This window comes from Paraburkholderia sacchari (genome assembly GCF_000785435.2).
Lineage (GTDB): Bacteria > Pseudomonadota > Gammaproteobacteria > Burkholderiales > Burkholderiaceae > Paraburkholderia > Paraburkholderia sacchari.
Window position 1 is genome coordinate 610,486 of the sequence record NZ_JTDB02000003.1, and the last position, 20,504, is coordinate 630,989.

20 protein-coding genes and 4 tRNA genes are annotated in these 20,504 nt (G+C 64.2%); 13 read left to right on the top strand and 11 right to left on the bottom strand.

Translation table 11 applies throughout. From position 1 onward, the window contains the following. Positions 1-69: 69 nt before the first annotated feature. Entirely contained in the window at positions 70-627 is a 558-nt protein-coding gene (gene efp, locus NH14_RS15090; RefSeq protein WP_035522703.1) for an elongation factor P, read from the bottom strand. Between the two features lie 142 nt (positions 628-769). Further along, positions 770-2,062, bottom strand: coding sequence for an elongation factor P maturation arginine rhamnosyltransferase EarP (gene earP / locus NH14_RS15095; RefSeq protein ID WP_052147838.1), 1,293 nt, complete (start codon positions 2,060-2,062; stop codon positions 770-772). A 193-nt stretch (positions 2,063-2,255) separates the two neighbouring features. Here earP and uvrC point away from each other — a divergent pair, with 193 nt between their 5' ends. The 7 genes from uvrC to NH14_RS15130 all read left to right on the top strand — a co-directional run bounded on the left by uvrC (position 2,256) and on the right by NH14_RS15130 (position 6,846). After that, positions 2,256-4,508: an excinuclease ABC subunit UvrC gene (uvrC, locus tag NH14_RS15100; RefSeq protein WP_035522706.1), complete on the top strand. Its 2,253-nt coding sequence runs from the start codon at positions 2,256-2,258 to the stop codon at positions 4,506-4,508. 150 nt (positions 4,509-4,658) lie between these two features. Further along, positions 4,659-5,249, top strand: a complete 591-nt coding sequence (gene pgsA / locus NH14_RS15105) for a CDP-diacylglycerol--glycerol-3-phosphate 3-phosphatidyltransferase (protein WP_035522709.1) — start codon at positions 4,659-4,661, stop codon at positions 5,247-5,249. A 176-nt stretch (positions 5,250-5,425) separates the two neighbouring features. Then, positions 5,426-5,501: transfer RNA gene (locus NH14_RS15110), tRNA-Gly, on the top strand. An 80-nt stretch (positions 5,502-5,581) separates the two neighbouring features. Next, positions 5,582-5,657: transfer RNA gene (locus NH14_RS15115), tRNA-Gly, on the top strand. A 124-nt stretch (positions 5,658-5,781) separates the two neighbouring features. Next, positions 5,782-5,855, top strand: a tRNA-Cys gene (locus tag NH14_RS15120). A 134-nt stretch (positions 5,856-5,989) separates the two neighbouring features. Further along, positions 5,990-6,262: a DUF2164 domain-containing protein gene (locus tag NH14_RS15125; protein WP_035522712.1), complete on the top strand. Its 273-nt coding sequence runs from the start codon at positions 5,990-5,992 to the stop codon at positions 6,260-6,262. Between the two features lie 83 nt (positions 6,263-6,345). Next, on the top strand, positions 6,346-6,846 hold the full coding sequence (locus NH14_RS15130; RefSeq protein ID WP_035522715.1) for a GNAT family N-acetyltransferase: 501 nt from the start codon (positions 6,346-6,348) through the stop codon (positions 6,844-6,846). Positions 6,847-6,873: 27 nt separating this feature from the next. On the opposite strand, the gene NH14_RS15135 is transcribed toward NH14_RS15130, so the two are convergent. The 4 genes from NH14_RS15135 to NH14_RS15150 all read right to left on the bottom strand — a co-directional run bounded on the left by NH14_RS15135 (position 6,874) and on the right by NH14_RS15150 (position 9,405). Then, on the bottom strand, positions 6,874-7,743 hold the full coding sequence (locus NH14_RS15135) for a cytochrome c oxidase assembly protein (protein WP_035522718.1): 870 nt from the start codon (positions 7,741-7,743) through the stop codon (positions 6,874-6,876). Positions 7,744-7,863: 120 nt separating this feature from the next. Then, complete coding sequence (locus NH14_RS15140) at positions 7,864-8,310, bottom strand: copper chaperone PCu(A)C (RefSeq protein WP_176329255.1); 447 nt, start codon at positions 8,308-8,310, stop codon at positions 7,864-7,866. An 89-nt stretch (positions 8,311-8,399) separates the two neighbouring features. Beyond that, entirely contained in the window at positions 8,400-9,071 is a 672-nt protein-coding gene (locus tag NH14_RS15145) for an SCO family protein (RefSeq protein WP_084225122.1), read from the bottom strand. Positions 9,072-9,192: 121 nt separating this feature from the next. After that, positions 9,193-9,405 (bottom strand): hypothetical protein, encoded by a 213-nt coding sequence (locus NH14_RS15150; RefSeq protein WP_152617077.1) that lies wholly within the window; start codon positions 9,403-9,405, stop codon positions 9,193-9,195. Between the two features lie 71 nt (positions 9,406-9,476). Here NH14_RS15150 and otsB point away from each other — a divergent pair, with 71 nt between their 5' ends. Beyond that, positions 9,477-10,226, top strand: coding sequence for a trehalose-phosphatase (gene otsB / locus NH14_RS15155; RefSeq protein ID WP_035522723.1), 750 nt, complete (start codon positions 9,477-9,479; stop codon positions 10,224-10,226). Positions 10,227-10,291: 65 nt separating this feature from the next. Further along, positions 10,292-11,725 (top strand): alpha,alpha-trehalose-phosphate synthase (UDP-forming), encoded by a 1,434-nt coding sequence (gene otsA / locus NH14_RS15160; protein WP_052147839.1) that lies wholly within the window; start codon positions 10,292-10,294, stop codon positions 11,723-11,725. 126 nt (positions 11,726-11,851) lie between these two features. Here the strand turns inward: otsA and NH14_RS15165 are convergent, their stop codons facing one another. Further along, positions 11,852-13,699, bottom strand: a complete 1,848-nt coding sequence (locus NH14_RS15165) for an ABC transporter ATP-binding protein (RefSeq protein WP_035523066.1) — start codon at positions 13,697-13,699, stop codon at positions 11,852-11,854. Between the two features lie 742 nt (positions 13,700-14,441). Here NH14_RS15165 and NH14_RS15170 point away from each other — a divergent pair. The 3 genes from NH14_RS15170 (at position 14,442) to NH14_RS15180 (ending at position 17,242) form a co-directional block, all read left to right on the top strand. After that, positions 14,442-15,506, top strand: coding sequence for a glycosyltransferase family 4 protein (locus tag NH14_RS15170; RefSeq protein ID WP_035522726.1), 1,065 nt, complete (start codon positions 14,442-14,444; stop codon positions 15,504-15,506). A 301-nt stretch (positions 15,507-15,807) separates the two neighbouring features. Continuing rightward, positions 15,808-16,674: a hypothetical protein gene (locus tag NH14_RS15175; RefSeq protein WP_035522729.1), complete on the top strand. Its 867-nt coding sequence runs from the start codon at positions 15,808-15,810 to the stop codon at positions 16,672-16,674. Positions 16,675-16,777: 103 nt separating this feature from the next. Continuing rightward, complete coding sequence (locus NH14_RS15180) at positions 16,778-17,242, top strand: DUF2214 family protein (protein WP_035522732.1); 465 nt, start codon at positions 16,778-16,780, stop codon at positions 17,240-17,242. Between the two features lie 154 nt (positions 17,243-17,396). On the opposite strand, the gene NH14_RS15185 is transcribed toward NH14_RS15180, so the two are convergent. The 4 genes from NH14_RS15185 to NH14_RS15200 form a co-directional block, all read right to left on the bottom strand. Then, positions 17,397-17,471 (bottom strand) — tRNA-Val (locus NH14_RS15185). A 49-nt stretch (positions 17,472-17,520) separates the two neighbouring features. Beyond that, complete coding sequence (gene dnaQ, locus NH14_RS15190; RefSeq protein ID WP_035522735.1) at positions 17,521-18,267, bottom strand: DNA polymerase III subunit epsilon; 747 nt, start codon at positions 18,265-18,267, stop codon at positions 17,521-17,523. Between the two features lie 77 nt (positions 18,268-18,344). Further along, positions 18,345-18,794 (bottom strand): ribonuclease HI, encoded by a 450-nt coding sequence (rnhA, locus tag NH14_RS15195; protein WP_035522736.1) that lies wholly within the window; start codon positions 18,792-18,794, stop codon positions 18,345-18,347. Further along, complete coding sequence (locus NH14_RS15200) at positions 18,791-19,624, bottom strand: class I SAM-dependent methyltransferase (RefSeq protein WP_035522738.1); 834 nt, start codon at positions 19,622-19,624, stop codon at positions 18,791-18,793. Before NH14_RS15200 ends, rnhA begins: the two co-directional genes overlap by 4 nt. A gap of 19 nt (positions 19,625-19,643) precedes the next feature. Here NH14_RS15200 and gloB point away from each other — a divergent pair, with 19 nt between their 5' ends. After that, positions 19,644-20,489, top strand: a complete 846-nt coding sequence (gene gloB / locus NH14_RS15205) for a hydroxyacylglutathione hydrolase (protein WP_052147841.1) — start codon at positions 19,644-19,646, stop codon at positions 20,487-20,489. The last annotated feature ends 15 nt before the right edge of the window (positions 20,490-20,504 follow it).

Genomic DNA, 20,504 nt, shown 5'->3' on the forward strand with positions numbered 1-20,504 from the left:
GGCGTTGCGTGCGCTTGCGGAAACGTTGCGGATGCACTCGTGCGCCGCAGGCGCATGCAGACGAGCGCTTTAGGCGCGGCTGCGGTACTCGTTCGTACGCGTGTCGATTTCGATCTTGTCGCCGATGTTGCAGAAGAGCGGCACTTGCAGTTCGAAACCGGTGTTCAGCTTGGCGTTCTTCAGAACCTTGCCCGACGACGTGTCGCCCTTGACGGCCGGTTCCGTGTAGATGATTTCGCGCACGAGCACGGTCGGCAGTTCGACCGAGATGGCCTTCTCGTTGTAGAACACGACTTCGCAAGCCATGCCGTCTTCGAGGTAGTTCAGGGCGTCGGCCATCATTTCGCCTTCGACTTCGTACTGGTTGTAGTCGGCGTCCATGAACACGTACATCGGGTCGGCGAAGTACGAGTACGTCACTTCCTTGCGATCGAGCACGACGACGTCGAACTTGTCGTCAGCCTTGTACACGGTTTCCATGCCCGCGCCGGTCAGCAGGTTCTTGAACTTCATCTTCACGACGGCGGCGTTGCGGCCCGATTTGTTGTACTCGGCCTTCTGCACGACCATGGCGTCGTTGCCAATCATCACGACGTTGCCGACGCGGAGTTCCTGTGCGGTCTTCATAATAAAAAACAGTCCTGTCCAGATTAAATAGCTTCAAGTGTGCGCGACGGCAAACGTCGCAAGCGGTTCGAATGGTGTGTCCCCTTGATGACTGGGGGAACGAAAATCGAAGCGCTTGAGACGGGTGCCGTCGGGTAACCGCTTATTTTAACTGAGTTTTTGCGAATTCGGCTAGATTTCCGCCGAGATCGCCGGCTTGCGCAAGTTCGCTTGCCCATGCCTGCGCCCGGGCCTTTAACGCGGGCAAATATTGCGCAAAATCGCGCCAGTCGGGTGAGGGCGGCGGGATCTGCGGGGGCGCGTCGACGGCGTTGGGCGTGCGCTTCGGGGCATCGGCCGCAGGGACGGCATTGCCGTTCCAGGCGTGCCAGAACCGTGCGAGCGCGTTGCGCGGCGCTTCGTCGAGCGTACGCGCATAGTGTTCGAGCGCCGCATCGAGCTTGGGCAGATGGGCGTCGTCCCCCTGCGGGTAGATCTGCCAGACGAACGGACGGGCGGCCCACTGCGCGCGCACGAAGGAGTCCTCGCCGCGCACGAAATTGAGGTCGCTGACCCATAGCAGCGCGTCGTAGCCGCGTTGCTCCGTGAAGGCGAGGCCGTGCGCGCGCAGCGACCCACGCTCGGCGCGTGCATGGGCGTCGAACGACGCGACGCCGAAAAAGCGCGCAAGCGCGCCGGAGATGCGTCCCTGCGGCACGAGCAACACGATCGGCGTTGGACTGTCGCACCATTGCTGGAGCAGGGCGTCGATGGCTGGGTTCTCGTAAGCAAAGAGCGAGATCACCGTGGTTTGCGGACCTGGCGGCGGATCGCCGGTGGCGTTTTGCCACCACGCTGCGCGCGCCTCGACCGAGCGCTCGAACGCCGCGCGTGCCTCGTCGAGATCGCGCTCCTTGAGCACGCCGCCAGTGCCGGGGCCGAGGCCCGGGAAAAAGAAGTGCTTGAGCAGCGGGTAGCGCGGATGCGGCGAGGGACGCAGATGGAAATCGGCGACCCAGTCTTCGGCGCTCAGATATTCGAGGTTCAGCCACACGGGCGTGCGCTCGCGCTGCGCCATCGCGGCCACATAAACGCCCGGCAGTTCGCAGGCGAACGCTTCGATCACCACATCGGCGATCTGGAGCGTCTCGCCCGCGTGCTCGGGCTCGTGCCAGTGTTCGATCACGACATCTTCGACGGTCTGCGTCGCCCGCCCGGGATCGAGCGCGGGGCACAGCTTCTGGAACGCATGCGGATCGTCGACAAAGATGCGCACTTCCCAGCCGTGCTCGTGCGCGAGCTGGCGCGCGAGGCGCCAGCAGACGCCGATGTCGCCGAAATTGTCGATCACGGCGCAGAAGATGTCGCAGGCGATGCGCGATGTGGCAACTGATTCGGCAGCATCGGATGCCGCGTCGCGTTGGATGCTTGCTGCGGGACGTTTGCTGTGTGGCATGACGGAGGTGGGGGCAGGTGCGGGGCCGCAAGCGCGGACATCGAGGCGATGCGGGCCGTGAAAGCCGACGGACTCGGCCCGCGCGCGGAATGATCTAAACTTGCAATTCTAAGACACCCGCATGACGGCGTCGCGCAGGTGGCGCGGCCTGCCTGCTGACGCTACCCCACGCCACGCCACGCCCCCAGACTGGATGACCGCTCCCACCGATCCCGACGTTTTCGACCCGAAAGAGGTCCTGGCGCAGCTCCCGCATTTGCCCGGCGTGTATCGCTATTACGACGTGCAAGGCGCGGTGCTCTACGTAGGCAAGGCGCGCGACCTGAAAAAGCGCGTGTCGAGCTACTTCACGAAGACGCAGCTTTCGCCGCGCATTGCCATGATGGTCACGCGCATTGCGCGCATCGAGACCACGGTGACGCGCTCGGAGGCCGAAGCGCTGCTGCTCGAGAACAACCTCATCAAGGCGCTGACGCCGCGCTACAACATCCTCTTTCGCGACGACAAGTCGTATCCGTTTCTCAAGCTCACGGGGCACAAGTTTCCGCGCATGGCGTACTACCGGGGCGCAGTCGATCGCAGCAACCAGTACTTCGGGCCGTTTCCGAGTGCTTCGGCGGTGCGCGAGAGCATTCAGATCCTGCAGCGCGTGTTCCAGCTGCGTACCTGTGAAGACTCGGTCTTCAACAACCGCACGCGGCCGTGCCTGCTGCATCAAATCGCGCGTTGCACCGCGCCGTGCGTGGGCGCGATCAGCGCGGACGATTACGCGCGCGACGTGAGCAACGCGTCGCGCTTTCTGCTCGGCCGCCAGAACGAGGTGATGAAGGAGCTGGAGACCAAGATGCACGCGTTCGCAGCCGAGCTGAAGTTCGAGCAGGCGGCGGCGGTGCGCAACCAGATGAGCTCGCTCGCGATGGTGCTGCATCAACAAGTCATCGAAACCGGCGGCGAGAGCGACGTCGACATTCTCGCGGTGGTGGCGCTGGGCGGGCGGGTCTGCGTGAATCTTGCGATGGTGCGCGGCGGCCGGCATCTGGGCGACAAGGCGTATTTCCCGGCTCATGTCGAACGCGCCTTGACCGACGAGGAAGGCGGCGTTGCAGAGGAGATCGACGGCGAGACCGTGCTGGCGGCATCGGCGCTGAAGTCGTTGCCGTCGCTCGCGCGCAAGGCCATGGTGTCCGCCGCGGGCGCGCATGCTGGCGAGGAAGGTGAGGAAAGCGGCGACGTGAGGGGGCCTGCCGGCGAGGACGCCGAGGCCGATCCGCTCGCGTTCGCAGCGGATCTCGCGAACGAGGCACAAGAGGCACAAGAGGGCGAGGCGGGCAGCGATTCCGCGGCGTCCCGTGCAAGCGCGCGCCGCAAGCGCGAGACGGGCATCGAATCCGAAGTGCTCGACGCGTTCATCGCCCAGCATTACTTCGGCAACCGCGTGCCGCCCGTGCTTGTGGTGAGCCATCCGCCGGCGAACCGCGAACTCGTCGACGTGCTCAGCGAGCAGGCCGGCCACAAGGTCACGCTGCTGCGCCAACCGCAAGGACAAAAGCGCGCATGGCTCGCGATGGCCGAGCAGAACGCACGGCTCGCGCTCGCACGCCTGCTCTCGGAGCAGGGCTCGCAGCAGGCGCGCACGCGCACGCTCGCTCAGATGCTCGGGCTCGAACTCGACGATCTCGCGCATCTGCGCATCGAGTGCTTCGACATCAGCCATACGATGGGCGAGGCGACCCAGGCGTCGTGCGTCGTCTATCACCATCACAAGATGCAATCGAGCGAGTACCGGCGCTACAACATCACCGGCATCACGGGCGGCGACGACTACGCGGCCATGCGCCAGGTGCTCACGCGGCGCTACGAAAAGATGGTCGCGCAATCGGCGCGCAACGAGGCCGATGCGGGTGATGAAGTGCAGGTCTCGCCAACGTCCGCCACGACCGACGGTGCCGATGTCGGCACCGCGCAGCCCGAAGGCACGCAATCACCCGCGCCCGGCGGCACGCTGCCGAACATCGTGCTGATCGACGGCGGCAAAGGACAGGTCGAGATCGCGCGCCAGGTGTTCGACGAGCTGGGGCTCGACCCCGCGATGCTCGTGGGCGTGGCCAAGGGCGAAGGGCGCAAGGTCGGTCTCGAGACCCTTGTGTTCGCCGACGGCCGCGCGCCGCTCGAACTGGGTAAGGAGAGCGCGGCACTGATGCTGATCGCGCAGATCCGCGACGAGGCGCACCGCTTCGCGATCACGGGCATGCGCGCGAAGCGCGGCAAGACGCGCCAGACTTCGCGGCTCGAAGAGCTCGAGGGCGTGGGCGCGAAACGCCGTCAACGCCTGCTCGCGCGCTTCGGCGGCCTGCGCGGCGTGATGGCCGCGAGCGTGGAAGATCTGGCGAGCGTAGAGGGCATCTCGCACGCGCTCGCCGAGCAGATCTATCAACAGCTTCATTGAACCCGCGATTGAGTTCGCGATTAAGCTTGCGGTTGATGTCGCGACTGCGTTACCCGCCGCGCTGCCTTACGTTTGCTTGTGGCGGGTCCGGTGACGCGGCACAATTGCATCTCCCATTGCAATCTCCTCCCTGACAGACTGCGCCACACGATGCCGTTCAATATTCCAATTCTTCTGACATGGCTGCGGATTGTGCTGATTCCGCTCGTGGTTGGCGTGTTCTATCTGCCGGAAACGGTGCTGAGCCCGATGCACCAGAACGTCGCGGCGATGGTGATCTTCGTGCTCGCGGCGCTCACCGACTGGTTCGACGGCTATCTCGCGCGGAAATGGAATCAAACCTCGTCGTTCGGCGCGTTCCTCGATCCGGTGGCCGACAAGCTCATGGTGACGGCCGCACTGCTGGTGCTCGTGCATCTGCAACGTCTTGACGCAGCCATCGCGCTGGTGATCGTGGGACGCGAGATCGCCATTTCGGCGCTGCGCGAATGGATGGCGCAGATCGGTGCGTCAAAAAGCGTCGCCGTCAACCAGCTCGGCAAATTCAAGACGGCCTGCCAGATGGTGGCGATCCCCATGCTGCTGTTCTATGCGCCGCTGACGATCGGCGGGCACACGTTGTTCGACTCGCGTGTGTGGGGCACGTGGCTCGTCTATGTGGCAGCCGTGCTGACGATCTGGTCGATGCTCTATTACATGAAGCTCGCGTGGCCCCAGATCCGCGAGCGGGGGAGCCTGTAAGCGGCGCAACCCGGACTCCCGCGAATCTTTTTTAAAAAGATCGCCAGAGGGGGTTGACACGATTCAGCGGCTTATACATAATCTCACTTCTCCGCTGCACGACAAGCAGCAAACGAAGCAGATGCGGTGGAGATCGCTGAAGTTAGGCGGTAAATCAGCGGCGAAGCAGTAAAAATGCGGGAGTAGCTCAGTTGGTAGAGCGCAACCTTGCCAAGGTTGAGGTCGCGAGTTCGAGACTCGTCTCCCGCTCCAGATTTTAGGGGCAGCGTGTCGCAAAGTAGGGCTGCGAAACGAGGCGCCAGAGTAGTAAAAGGCAGTTCAGCAGTAAAAATGCGGGAGTAGCTCAGTTGGTAGAGCGCAACCTTGCCAAGGTTGAGGTCGCGAGTTCGAGACTCGTCTCCCGCTCCAGAATTCCGGGGAAGCAGCGCTTCCCCTTTTGTTTGGCAGGCCGCAAGGCCGCCGCACAAAATCTGGCCGATGGTTGTGCGCGCAAGCAGTGCAGTGTGCACGGAACATCGAACAGTCCGTTTTTGGCGCGATAGCAAAGCGGTTATGCAGCGGCCTGCAAAGCCGTGTAGGCCGGTTCGACTCCGGCTCGCGCCTCCAGGTAAGACAAGAAAAGCCACCTTCGGGTGGCTTTTCTTTTTTCTACCGCGCATTCGATGCCTGGCTAAACGGATGATGTGCTGTCCCATGGGTTCGAGCACAATCGACGCATCCCTTTTCTGCGGACTTTCGCCATGCCCATCGAACTTCCCGAAGACGCGCGCGCTGCCGCGATTGCGTCGATACAGCGCTATTTCGACGCCAACATGGACGAGCCGATCGGCAATGTCGCTGCGGGCGGTCTGTTGGGTTTCTTCCTCGAAGAAATCGCGCCCGCTGTCTACAACCGGGCGATCGCCGATGCGCAAGACCGCATGCAGGCGCGCATCGTTGAACTCGACATCGATCTGCACGAAGAGCCGTTTCAGTACTGGCGCAAGTTCGACTCGCCGCGCCGGCGCAAGTGACCGTTGCGCAGCAGACCGCTGTTTGTGCCGTGCGCGCGCCGCAGGGCATAATCGGCGTTTCAGCACGCCTTGACGGAAATCCCATGATTGCGCAGCCCCTCGCATTGCCCACCGCACAACTCGACTGGCAATGGACCGCATTCGATGCGCTTTCTTCGCGCGATGTCTATGAAATGCTCCGGCTGCGTTCGGCGGTGTTCGTGGTCGAGCAAAACTGCGTGTACGGCGATATCGACGGCCTCGACGGCGATGCCTGGCATCTGTTCGCGTGGGGCGAGCGGGACGGTGCGCGTGAGTTGGCGGGATATCTGCGGGTGCTGCTGCCCGACGCGCAGGATCCGGACGTGCGCATCGGCCGCGTGGTGACGTCGCCGAACTTTCGCGGCATCAAGCTCGGCAATGGCTTGCTCGAACGCGCGATCGCGCACATTGCGCGGCAATGGCCGGGCGTGCCGATGCGGCTGCACGCCCAGGCGCATCTGCAGAAGTTCTACGGTGCGTTCGGCTTCGAGCCGGTTTCGGAGATCCACGACGAAGATGGCATTCCGCACGTGTGGATGCGCTCGGAGCAGCGCTGCGCGTAGTGTCCCGTATAAACGCTTTGCGCGTGCTCAGGTGTGTTGGGCGCTATGCGAATGCCGTGCGGCTTCGCGCGCGCCTTGCGTGCGCTTAAGCCGCCCGCGAGCAGAAAGCCGCATCCAGTGGCGCAGCGCGATCAACGCCCCAACCACGCTCATCATCGACCCCGGAATCCACAGCAGCAGGCCGCCGATCTGCTGATCGCGCATCGGCGAGAGCCATGTGAATGCGCGTCCGCAAATCGAATAGATCGGATAGAGCTCGTGCGACGTGAAGAAGATGAACGCGCCGAGCACGATTTGCGGCGGAATGGCCGCGATCACCACCAGCACGCGCTTGCCGGGCGCGAGACGCGCGGGCGGCGCGGGGCGCGGATCTAGCACGAGCCACCAGAACAGCAGGCCGTCGATCACCATGCTCCAGTTCATCACGCGGTAGAGCCGCCAGTCGAGCATGGCGATGAAGTGGATCGGCGAGAGCAGCCAGAAGTAGATGAGCCCGACGAACAGCGTCACCGCGACCACCGGATGCATGACGACGTCGAGCATCGCTCGCACCGGCCGCGCGTTCAGCGCGGGCCGCACGAAGCGTTGCCGCCACGCGAACGGGATGCCGGCGCGCAGCGCCGCGCCCGGATAAGCGAGCGCAATGAAGAACGGCCCGAGATGGTGCAGCACGAGATGCTGCGCGCGATGCATGAAGAACTCATGCTCGAAGAAGTAATCGAGCCGCGTATGCAGCGCGACATAGAGCGCGCCGAGGCCGAACCAGAACGAGATCTGGCGCGGCAGCGAGACCCTCGCATGGCGCTGGCCGCGTATGAACAGCACCGCCGCCACGGTCACGGCGATCACCACCGTTGGCGACGGCTCCCACGGATCGAGCCAGTAGAGCAAGTTCATCGCGAGCCTCCATGCAGGTTCATCGCGAGCCTTTACGCAGGTTCACCGCGAGCCTTTACGCAGGTTCGACACGGCTTTTACGCAGGTTCGTCGCGGGCTTTCGCACGGGTTCATCGCGCATTACTGCTGCGACGGCGGCTTCACCGCGAACGGCGTGTCGAGCGTCGCACCGTCCGAGAACTGCAGCTTCACATGCACCGTGTCGCCGGGCGCGATCTTGTGCTTCGCGTGTTCCAGCATCAGGTGATAGCCGCCCGGTGCGATCGAGAGCGTGCCGTGCGCGGGCACCGTGGCCTTGTGCACCATCATCATCTTCTGCGTCGAACCGTTCGAAACGGTCTGATGCAACATCACCATGCCGTAGTCGTCGCTCGTCACGTTCACGAGGTCGACCGGCTTGTCCCCGTCGTTCTTCAGCGTGACGTAACCCGCCGCCGGCAGATCGTTGGGCAGCCAGCGGACCCAGGCGTTCTGCGCGGTGAGCGCGGCGTCGGCGGCATGCGCTGCAGGCGCGAACGCAGCGAACGCGCAGGCGAGGGCGGCGCTCCAGCGGGTCACGGGGTTCATGCGAGTCACACCGCGGGACTTCATTTTCATCGTCATGGCTGTTCCTGTTGCGAGTGGTCCGAAAACCGGGTTGAGGGTCGCGCCGGCGCCTATGCCGCCGGGCCGATCACGCGGCGCACGTCGTGCGCGATGGCGTCGGGCGAGTCCTTGTCGGTGGCGAGCAGGCGCGCGTGGCCTTGCGCGTCGAACACGTAGACGGCCGAGCTGTGCGTGACTTCGTAGCTACCGTCGGGGTCGCGCTGTTCCATCTGATACGCCACGCGATACCGTTTAGCCAGCGACTCGATCTGCGCATTGGTGCCGGTGAGGCCTAGCGCGTGCTGGGCGTCGAACGCGTTCACATAGGCGTGCAGCGCCTGCGGCGTGTCGCGGGCGGGATCGACGCTGATGAAGAGTATCCGCACATGCTGTGCGTCGGGTCCGAGTTTTGCTATGACCTGCATCAGCCGCGCCATCGTTTCCGGGCAGACGTCCGGGCAATGCGTGTAGCCGAAGTACACGAGCGTGGTATTGCCGTGCAAATCCGCACTTGTGATGGGCTTGCCGCTGTCTCCGGTGAGCGCGAACATGAGGTCGGGCAGATGGCCGCTTACGTTGGTGAGCTGCCAGGGCTCGGCCGCGCGCGTGCAGGCGCCGAGGAGTACGGACCCGGCGGCGAGCGTCAGCAGTGCCGCGAGGCGTGCCCGGCGCAGGCGGGCGAGGCGGGCTACTGCGCGGGATACGAAGCGTGACGGACGTGAAGTGTCGAACCGGGGGAACAAAGGCTGTCTCGTTAATTCGATTTACAAGTACGGGGCAAAGCGAGCCCACGCCGTGTCGCTGGACTGTAGCAAAATTGGGTACTCGTTGCGCCGCGCGGCTCGGCGCGGCGGCGTGGCAGGGTCAATTTGACGCACATAATGTGCCGGCAGAGGTCGATCTGCATTGGCAGGCAATTTGTGGCAAGACGGCACCGGCGCAAAAAAAGCGTCCGAACACATCGGCATCGACACGGTGTTCGTCATCGAGCGTCAGGCTGGCGTGGTAAGGCCGGCGCAAAAGCGGCGCGGGCTTTCCTTTCTCGAAAATCACGACGATGCGCGGTAAGATGCGCACACTTTCTTTCGGCGGGCGAACGCTCGCTGGATCACCGCCCGGCCCATGCGCCGAGGGACGAAACGAACCTGATGCAAGTACTTCCGGCTGAATTGCCGTTCGACAAGACGGCGTTTTTCTTCGATTTCGACGGCACGCTCGTCGACCTTGCGCCCACGCCTGACGGCGTGCTGGTACGCCCAGACATGCTGGCGCTGCTCACCGTGTTGCGCCGTGCGACGCACGGCGCGGTGGCCATTGTCTCCGGGCGCGGCGTCGAGAGCATCGACACTTTCCTCGGCATGCCCGATTTGCCGGTCGCGGGCCTGCACGGCGCGGAGCGCCGCGACGCAAACGGCGATACGCAGCGCGTCGGCTTCAACGATCAACGCCTTCTGCACATGGAGCAGGTGCTCGCCGACGTGGTGCGCACGCACGTGGGCATGCTGCTCGAGATCAAAGGCGCGGCGCTCGCGCTCCACTACCGCAATGCGCCCGAGCACGAGAATGTGGCGCGTGCGATCACCGAAAGGCTCGCCGCCGAATTCGCCGATGCCTACGTGCTGCAGCCCGGCAAGATGGTCTACGAGATCAAACCGAAGGACGTCGACAAGGGCCGCGCACTGCGCGCTTTTCTCGACGAGCCGCCGTTCGCGGGCCGCACGCCGGTGTTTGCCGGCGACGATCTGACCGACGAAAAGGGCTTCGCCGTGGTCAACGCCGAGGGTGGCCTGTCGATCAAGGTCGGCGGCGGCGACACGATCGCGAAAACGCGTGTCGAGTCGGTCGAAGCGCTGCTCGCGTGGCTCGATGCGCTCGTTGCGCCCGCCCGTGGCGTCTGATCGGCGTCTGCTTTGGCGCATATGCGGTCGCACCTAATTTCTTTTCTGCACGGAACCTGCACCTCATGAGCCGATTGATCATCGTGTCGAACCGGGTCGCGCCGATTTCCGAAGGCGGCCCGGCTGCGGGCGGTCTCGCGGTCGGCGTCTACGACGCGCTCAAGGAAACTGGCGGCATGTGGTTCGGCTGGAGCGGCGAGGTGCTCTCGTCCGGCCAGCCGCAGATCCAGCTCGAAGAGCGCGGGCCGGTCACTTTCGCGACCATCGGCCTGCTGCGCCGCGATTACGACCAGTACTACCGCGGCTTTTCGAACGCCACGCTCTGGCCGGCGTTCCACTATCGCGCCGACCTCGTGCAGTACGACCGCAATGAATACGCAGGCTATTGCCGCGTGAACGCGTGGCTCGCGCAACAGCTCGTGCCGCTCCTGCGCGACGACGACGTCATCTGGGTCCATGACTACCACCTGATTCCGTTCGCCGAGGCGCTGCGCGCGGCGGGCGTGAAGAACCGCATCGGCTTCTTCCTGCACATTCCGTTTCCGGCTTCGCAGGTGCTGCTGGCGGTGCCGCCGCACCGCGAACTGGCTCAGGCGCTGTGCTCGTTCGACCTGCTCGGCTTCCAGACCAGGCCCGATTTGCGCGCGTTCTGCGATTACATCGTGAACGAGGCGGGCGGCTCAGTCGCGAAGCGCGCCGATGGCCTCACGCAGATCGAGGCATTCGGCAAGACGCTTTGCGCGAACGATTATCCGATCGGTGTTTATCCCGACGAAGTCGCCGAGCTCGCAAAAGACGGCGAGCGCGGCAAGCCGGTGCGCACGCTCAAGGCCACGCTGCATGGCCGCAAGGTCATCATGAGCGTGGACCGGCTCGATTACTCGAAGGGCCTCGTCGAGCGCTTTCGCGCGTTCGAGCGGCTGCTCGAGCACTCGCCAGCGCAGCGCAACAAGGTGTCGTTCGTGCAGATCGCGCCGCCCACGCGCGCCGACCTGCACGCATATCAGGACATCCGCCTGCGGCTCGAGGCCGAGTCGGGCCGTATCAACGGCCGCTTCGCCGAGCTCGACTGGACGCCGATCTGGTACATCCATCGCCAGTACGAACGCGCCGTGCTAGCGGCGCTCTTTCGCGCTTCGCACGTGGGCTACGTCACGCCGCTGCGCGATGGCATGAATCTCGTCGCGAAGGAATACGTTTCCGCACAGGATCCCGAGAGTCCGGGCGTGCTGGTGCTCTCGTGCTTCGCGGGCGCCGCGCAGGAATTGGGCGGCGCGCTGATCGTGAATCCGCTCGACATCGACGGCATGGCCGACGCGCTCGGCAAGGCGCTCGCGATGCCGCTCGCGGAGCGCCTCGCGCGCTATAACGACATGATGGTGCAATTGCGCGAGAACAATGTTTCGGTCTGGCGCGATCGCTTCATGCGCGATTTGACGGGCGTGGCTGCGCGCGCTGGCGTGTCGTTGCCGGCTGTGGAACCCGCGCAGCAATCGTAGGGGCAGGGCACGCTCCGATGTGTCGCAAGCACATCGGGCGCCGCCGAAAACGAAAAAGCCGCTTCATGCAAGAGCAAGATGCGGCTTTTTCGTTTGGCGCGCACGCCGCGCACAAAGCGCCTGGCGTCAGGCCACGTGCTTTTCGTCGGCCTTCTTGCTGCCCAGATGGAGCGTGGACGGCTTGCCATACTGCTTGGCGAGCAGGTCGCGGTACAGGCCCGGGCGATTGCGCAGTTCCTCGGGGCTACCGTCGTCGATCACCTTGCCCGAGCTCATCACGATGATCCGGTCGAAGTTGTGCAGCGTGGAGAGCCGGTGCGCAATGGCGATCACGGTGCGTCCCACCATCAGCCGGTCGAGCGCGTGCTGGATGGCTTCTTCCGAGGCGCTGTCGAGTGCCGAGGTGGCCTCGTCGAGCAGCAGGATCGGCGAATTCTTGAGAATCGCGCGTGCGATTGCGATGCGCTGGCGCTGGCCACCCGAGAGCTTCACGCCGCGGTCGCCCACGATCGTGTCGTAGCCTTCGGGCATGGCTTCGATGAAGTCGGCGCAACGCGCCTCGCGGGCCGCGGTGAGCACTTCTTCGCGGCTTGCCTCGGGGCGGCCATAGGCGATGTTCTCGTAGATCGAGCGGTGCAGCAGGGAAATGTCCTGCGGCACCAGCGCGATGGCGTGGCGCAGGCTGTCCTGCGTGACGTGGGCGATGTCCTGGCCGTCGATCTTGATCGAGCCGCTCTGGGTGTCATAGAAGTGTTGCAGCAGCGCGAGCACGGTGGTCTTGCCCGCGCCCGACTTGCCGATCAGGCCCACGCGCTGGCCTGCCTGGATTTGCAGGTCGAAGTGATCGAGAATCGGCTTGCGGTGCGGGTACGCGAAGGTGACGCCTTCGAAGTCCACGCGGCCGCCCTGGGCCACGAGCTCGGTGGCGTCGTCGCGGTCGGGCATGCCGTGCGGCTCGAGCAGCGTCTGCACGGCTTCGGCCAGACGCGCGACGTGCTGCGTGACGTCCACGAGCGCCACGGCCAGGTCGCGCGTGCCATGCAGGATCGTGAAGCCGAGCGAACTCACCAGCACGATGTCACCTGAAGTGGCCTTGCCCTGGTTCCAGAGCCACAGCGCCCAGCCGAGCAGGCCGGCGGAGAGCATCGCCGTGATCACGGCGTGCAGCAGGCGCAGTTTTTCCAGATAGAGCAGGCTCGAACGGCGCGCGTCCATCTCGGCTTTCACCGTCGTGCCAAAACGTTTTTGCTCGCGCAGCGTCATGCCGAAGGCGCGCACGAGCGCCATGTTGCCGATCACGTCCACCAGTTCCCCGTCGACGGCGGCCGCTTTGGCGGCGAAGGTGTGGTGGCGCGCCGAGCCGCGTCCGGCCAGCTTGAAGAGAATGACCGAAAGAATAGCCGAGCACAGCAACAGACCTGCTGCCATCAACGGATTGACCGAAATGATCATGACGATGGCGCCCGCCACGGCGATGCATGGCGGCAGCACGTTCCAGGCAGTGGTGTTCTCGGCCGTGTAGACGGCGTTCGAGGTGGCGGTGATGCGGCTTGCGAGCGTGCCGGGCTGCTTCTCCGCGTAGTAGGTGTTCGAGTGGCCGCTCAGGTACTGGAAGAGGTCGCGCCTCAAGTCGCCCGTGACCGTAACGAAGGTGTGCGCGGCGAACCAGCCGCCCAACCGCCAGAGCAGGTTGTCGGCGGCAATCAGGCCGACGAGGATCGCGAATGCCGTCCACAGCGGACCCGGATGGTGGCGGCCCGCGCCGAGCACGTCGATCAGATGCTTGATCGCGTACTGCGAGGCGAGGGCGCAGCCGACGGCTGCGAACACGCTGGCGAGCACGACGGCGTGGGCGAACGGATGGCGCTTGATATAGCTGAACAGGAACGCAAGTGGCCGCCGCGCATAGCTCGCGAGCTTTGCGTTGTGGGCGTTACGCTGGGCGATGGTCAGATGTTGTTCCAATTGATCGATGGTCGGTCTGGCGGAGCTTTGTCCGTGCAAGGTAGAAAAAGAGACAAGAAGGCGCGCAACGGCAAACCTGGTGGAATTCCCGCATTGTAAACACCCCACGCGCGAGCCGCACGGCTTATGCCCAGGGGACGCGAATCTTATCGCGACTATGCCGCAGCGAGGACTCCTTGAGGACATGTTGTCGCGTCGGAGGCTCGATGAGTTCTAGCGGCGCTTTTCGGGATACAATTACAGATTGCGTTGTAGCACGCCAATGTGCTCACATGCCGCGCCGTACCGCAGGCGCGACCCGCCCCCGAGCCGCAATATCCAGGAAACCAGGGTCAGATAAAAAGCAATTTGACCGCGATTTCGAAGCCGCGCTGTTCGGAAGCGAACCCAAAATCTAGAACGGGCTTAAAAAACAAGGGGTTGCGGAGTGTTTCCGCTTTGTAACAACGTAAAGAGTTTGAAATCACGTGGTCGGGTATGGGTGCAAACCCGGATAATGCCGACTCGAACGGCGTAGGGAATTTGACAGCATCAATGTCAACGACCGCGAACCCTGCGCGTTTACCGCCTGAGCCGCCGCTTGTGTCAACACAACACTTCACAACTGCGTCGGTCTGTGTGCCGGCCTGCCGGCGCGGTTAGCGGTACGGAACGCCTGGTGGGGCGTGCGGCAAGGAAGCCGCGGCTCGCGAGGTCGATTGTCAAAATTGCAGTACTTAGCCCGATTATTTCGAGGAAGGAGTTCACCACTATGCGAATCGCTCAAATTGCTCCGTTGCACGAGGCGGTTCCTCCCAAGCTGTACGGCGGCACGGAACGGGTGGTCTCCTACCTGACCGAAGCGCTGGTCGAGCAAGGGCACGACGTCACGCTCTTCGCCAGCGGCGATTCGGTTACCTCGGCAAAGCTCGAAGCATTCTGGCCGCAGGCGCTGCGCCTCGACCCGACGATTCGCGACGTGATGGCTCCGCACATGTTGCTGCTCGAAGAAGTGCGCCGCCGCGCGGACGAATTCGACGTGCTGCACTTCCACATCGACTACTACCCGTTCTCGCTGTTCCAGCGTCAGCCGGTGCCGTTCGTCACGACCATGCATGGCCGTCTCGACCTGCCCGAACTGCAGCCGATCTTCAACGCGTTCAACGACGTACCGGTGGTCTCGATCTCGGACAACCAGCGCATCCCGCTGCAGCAGGCCAACTGGCAGCAGACCGTCTACCACGGCCTGCCGGAAGACGTGCTCAAGCCGATCCCGAACGTCGAGCCCGGCTACCTCGCATTCCTCGGCCGCGTTTCGCCGGAGAAGGGTCTTGACCGCGCGATTCGCATCGCCCAGCAGGCGGGCATGAAGCTCAAGGTCGCCGCCAAGATCGACAAGGCCGACCGCGCCTACTACGAAGAAGTCATCAAGCCGCTGATGGCGCTGCCGCACGTCGAGTACATCGGCGAAATCGGCGAGCACGAAAAGCGCGAGTTCCTCGGCAATGCACATGCACTGGTGTTCCCGATCGACTGGCCGGAGCCCTTCGGTCTCGTCATGATCGAAGCCATGGCCTGTGGTACGCCTGTCATCGCGTTCAAGCGCGGCTCGGTGCCGGAAGTCATCGAGAATGGCGTGTCGGGCTTTGTCGTCGAAGACGAAATCAGCGCGGTCGCGGCGGTCAAGCGCCTGTCGACGCTATCGCGCGAGAAGGTGCGCGGCGCGTTCGAGGCACGCTTCTCGTCGAAGGTGATGGCACGCAACTACGTTGCCGTGTACGAAGACCTGTTGCGCCAGAAGCACCGCACGGTGCTGCGCGAAGTCAACGCCGGCTAACTGGCGTTTGCCGGGCCTGCGCGTTTGCAAGGCAAGCGCACAGGCAACCTCCGGCAACCCCGGGCAACCCGCCATTCCAACGCCCCGGTGCTGTGCACCGGGGCGTTGTCGCATTTTCGCCGCATCCGCTTGCGGGACGACGCAAACGCATCTGCGAGCGTGAGGGGCGGCGGCAATGTCCCTATAATGGCCGTTCCGCGAATTCCGCAATTCATTTACGACAGCTGCGCGTGACAACCGCGCAAGACGACGTTGCATGACGACCACTGCGCAACACAAACGCGACCTCAGGAGAAGTGCCTTGGCGAGATCCCGACCGACGCGCGCCGCCGCCGCCGTTCCCGGTGCCGGGAAGCTGTTCGCGCTGCGCGCGATCGGTCTCGTGATTCTTGCGCGCTGGCTCCACTCGATGGGAGACATGAATTTCCTGGTTGCGCTGCGAGGCATGGCTTCGTCGCCGGTCGCGTGCCTGAATCTGATCTTCCTGTTTCTGCTGATCGTGCTGCCCGGCGGGAAGGCGCGCGCTGAGCGGCCGTTCCATCCACTGCCTCAATGGCTGCGCCAGGCGTTGCGCGTCTTCGGTGTGCTGGGCTGCCTGTTCGCGCTGTGGTCGATTGGCATGTTCGTGTGGGCTGACGGCTGGCGGCGCGCGGTGCAGGCGATCGAGGCCACCAACGGTTGGCTCGTCGTGGCGCCGGCGCTTTATGCGGCCGTGGTCTGGATCTGCCGCCCGCGCGCATTGTGGCGCACCAACGTGGCGGCGCGGCGCTTCGCGATCGGGCGCTACGCGGTATCGGTGGACGCGGTGACGCGCACCACGGTTGTATGGCTCGAAAGCCGCAAGGTCGGGCAGTACGATGCGCGCGAACTGTCGGTGCGCTGGCCGGTGGATATTCAGCCGGCAGCCGATGCGGCACACTCCACACCGGCTGCTGAATCGGCCGCCTCGACTGGATTGATGACGCCTGTCACATCGCCCAAGCCCGCTGCGCCGGCGCGCAGCGCCGAGCGCCGGCCGAAGATCGAGTTGCTGTGGGATTCGCCGGCGGCGGCGGGCCACAATCGCCAGACCGTTCTGCGCGTGAGGCTCGCCACTGAAGGCGACCGCGTCGCTGCGCGCGCGCTCGATGCCATTCTGAAACAGGCCTGGCCCGCCGTGGCAGCGTGAGGGTGCACCGGGCGGACCGCCCGGCAGCGCCGCTTCAGGCAGTCCCGCGCGAAGGGTATTCGCGCAAGCCTGTCGATCTCGTCGTCGTTTCGAAGGAGTCGCGATGCTCATACGCTGGTTGCTTGCTGCCGTTCACCTGCTGGCCTTCGGCCTTGCGCTGGCGTCGATTCTGCGGCGCACGCGCGGCCTGCGGCGCTGCACCTCCACTGAAGCGCTACCCCAGATTTTCAGCGCCGACAACGGATGGGGCATCTCGGCGGTCTTGTTGATCGTGACCGGAGCAATGCGCGCGTTCGGCGGCTTCGAGAAAGGCGCCGACTATTACCTGCATGAGCCGCTCTTTCACGTGAAGATGGGTGCGCTCGTGCTGATTCTGTTGCTCGAGATTGCGCCGATGATGGCGCTGCTGCGCTGGCGGCTCGCCGTGCGTCGCGGCGATGTGCCGGATCTCACTGGCGCGGCGAAGTACGCGCGCATCGGGGCATGGCAGACGGTGTTGCTCGTCGTGATGGTAATTGCCGCGACGGGGATGGCGCGCGGAGTTGGTATGAGCATGCTCGGCGAGTAGTGCGGCTCGTTATTAGCGGACTTCGGAAGAAGAGGGTGGTTTATATCGTCATTCTGACTACTGCAGGATTTGCTCGCCGGAAATGAAAAAACCCCGTTGCGTACGCAACGGGGTTTTGATCTTCGGTGCTTGTCTTTACCAACACCAGGAATTCTGGTGGGTAGTACTGGGATCGAACCAGTGACCCCTGCCGTGTGAAGGCAGTGCTCTACCGCTGAGCTAACCACCCGAAGAGATTCAAATTATGCCGGGCATTTCCGATCTTGTAAAGGCCTTTTTTAAGTATTTTGCGTAGTCCCTGCGTTCTCGTCGGCAGTGGCCGGTTGCGTGCGCCATACCGAGGTTCCCTTCATCGCTTTGTCGAGACCGTCGAGCAGCGCTTCGTGCGCGGCGAGCTCCTCTTCGCTTGCAGCGATCACGGGCAGCAAGAGCGTCTCGAACTTCACGCGCGGCGTCGCTATAGCGCCGGGGTTTTCGGTGGTGCCGGCCATGTCGATGACGAGACTTTCCTGGCCGCGCGTCATCGCCAGATAAACCTCGGCGAGCAGCTCCGAGTCGAGCAGTGCGCCGTGCAGCGTGCGGTGCGCATTGCTGATGCCGAAGCGGTCGCACAGCGCGTCGAGCGAATTGCGCTTGCCTGGGAAGATCTGCTTGGCCTGCACCAGCGTGTCGATCACCTCGCCGCAATGTTCCCGGAACGCCGGCTTGCCGATCAGCGCGAGCTCTGCGTCGAGAAAGCCGATATCGAACGGCGCGTTGTGGATGATGATGTCGGCGTCGCGCACGAAGTCGAGAATTTCGTTCGCGACCTCGGCGAACTTCGGCTTGTCCGAGAGGAATTCGGTCGTGAGGCCGTGCACGGCCAGCGCGCCCGGATCGCTGTCGCGTTCGGGGTTGACGTAGAAGTGCAGGTTATTGCCCGTCAGGCGGCGATTGACCAGCTCGACGCAGCCGATTTCGATAATGCGGTCGCCCGTGCGAGGGTTCAGGCCGGTGGTTTCGGTATCGAGAATGATCTGTCGCATGTCGTTTGAAGCGTGATGGCGTGTGGGGCGGGGGTGGCGCGCCTGGCGAAGCGCGCCGTACGTGGCGTGTGCGCCGCTCAGAGTTCGGCGAGCGTGGCGACGCCGCGGTTCGCGAGCGCATCGGCGCGCTCGTTCTCCGGATGTCCGGCGTGGCCCTTGACCCAACGCCACTCCACCTCATGTTGCGCGACGAGCGCGTCGAGGCGCTTCCACAGGTCGTCGTTCTTGACGGGTGTTTTCGCAGCCGTCATCCAGTTCTTCTTCTTCCAGCCGTGGATCCATTCGCTGATGCCTTTTTGCACGTATTGCGAGTCGGTGTGCACGATCACCTTGCACGGACGCTTGAGCGCGTCGAGCGCGGCGATCACCGCCATCAGTTCCATCCGGTTGTTGGTCGTGCCGGGCTCGCCGCCGAACAGTTCTTTTTCCTGTGCGCCGAAGCGCAGAAGCGCGCCCCAGCCGCCGGGGCCGGGGTTGCCCTTGCAGGCGCCGTCCGTGAAGATTTCGACGAATTCGGGTGAGCTCATGAGTCCTTGTTGCGAGTAGGGGAGGGAGTGGTAGCCGCGGGCGCCAGGCCTGCAGCCAGCGCCGGTTTCTTGACCTTCACCTTGCCGACGAGGCGCATACCGCGTACGCGCTTGATGGCCGAAACCATATAGATGGCGCCGAAGATCGGCCACCAGCGGTCGCCGGCGGCCTCCATGAAGGTATAGCGCCCGAGCCAGTTCTCGGTGGCGAGCGGCGGACGATAGCAGCCGAAGCGTCCGCGTTCAAGCTCGAAGCCGAGCAGCTTGATCCAGTCTTTCAGGCGCGTGAAGGCGATCAGGTCTTCGCGCGCGGGCAGGAACGGGTGTCCCGTAAGTTTCGCCGCCGACTGTCGCGCACCCCACAGCGAGAGCGAATTGAAGCCGACGATCAGCAGTTGCCCTTCGGGCATCAGCACACGCTCGGCTTCGCGCAGCAGGCGGTGCGGGTTGCTCGTGAATTCGAGCGTGTGCGGCATCACGATGAGATCGACGCTCTGCGCCTCGAATGGCAGATCGAGGTGGTCGCACCAGACCGTGCTGCGCCCGTCCGGCGCATGGAGTGCGCCGGACGGCGCCAGGGCGGATAGCGGCTCCGCGCCCGGCACGGTGTATGGCGCGCTCGCGGCGCTGGCCGCGTCGAGCACGAGGCCCCGGCACGACATGCGGTTCTCGCGCAGGGCGTCGAGCTGTGGCAGGCCGAGCTGCAGCGCATGGTAGCCGAAGATGTTCGACACCACGCGGTCGAGCTGCTCCTGCTCCCAGCCCAGCACGTACCGGCCTGCGGGCGATTCGGTCCAGGCGGGCCAGTCTATAATCGTTCTGTCAGACATGTGAAAAGTTCGCCGCCCCATGAATAGTCCGCTTGAGCACGCATCCGTGCCGGCCGCCACGCTTGCCGCCAACTTCGAATACGTACCGGTTCCGGCTTTTGAAGATAACTACATCTGGGTCGTGTCGGACGGCTGTAATGCCGTTGCCGTCGATCCGGGCGACGCCGCGCCGGTTCGCGCGTATCTGGCGAAGCGAGGCTGGCGGCTTGTCGCTATTTTACTCACCCATCACCACAACGACCACGTCGGCGGGGTGGCCGACCTGCTTTCGGATGAGTGCGTGCCCGTGTACGGCCCGGCTGGCGAGGCGCTTGGCCCGCTCGACAAGTTCGTCACGCGCGTGAAGGGCGGCGACGCGGTGCGTCTGGATGCGCCTGCGCTCGACTTCAAGGTGATGGACGTGCCGGGGCATACTCGTGGCCATATCGCTTATTTCCAGGCTGCGGACCCGTCGGGCAAGTCGCACCTGTTCTGCGGAGACACGCTGTTTGCCTGCGGCTGCGGGCGCCTCTTCGAAGGCACGCCCGCGCAGATGCTCGCGTCACTCGATTCGTTCGCGGCGCTGCCGGGCGGCACGGAAGTGCATTGCGCACACGAGTACACGCTCTCGAATATCCGTTTCGCGCTCGCTTGCGATCCGGGCAACGCCGACCTGCGCGACTGGAGCCACCGGGCACATGCGTTGCGCGAGCGCGGTATTCCCACCTTGCCCACCACTATCGCGCACGAGCGTGCCGTCAACCCCTTTCTGCGATCCGGCGATCCGGCCGTTCAGGCAGCGCTTGCCGAGGCGCTGCACGAAACGGTGACGGACCGGCTGGCCGCGTTCGCGCTGATGCGCGAATGGAAGAATCGGTTCCGCTGACCCAACGGGCCGCGC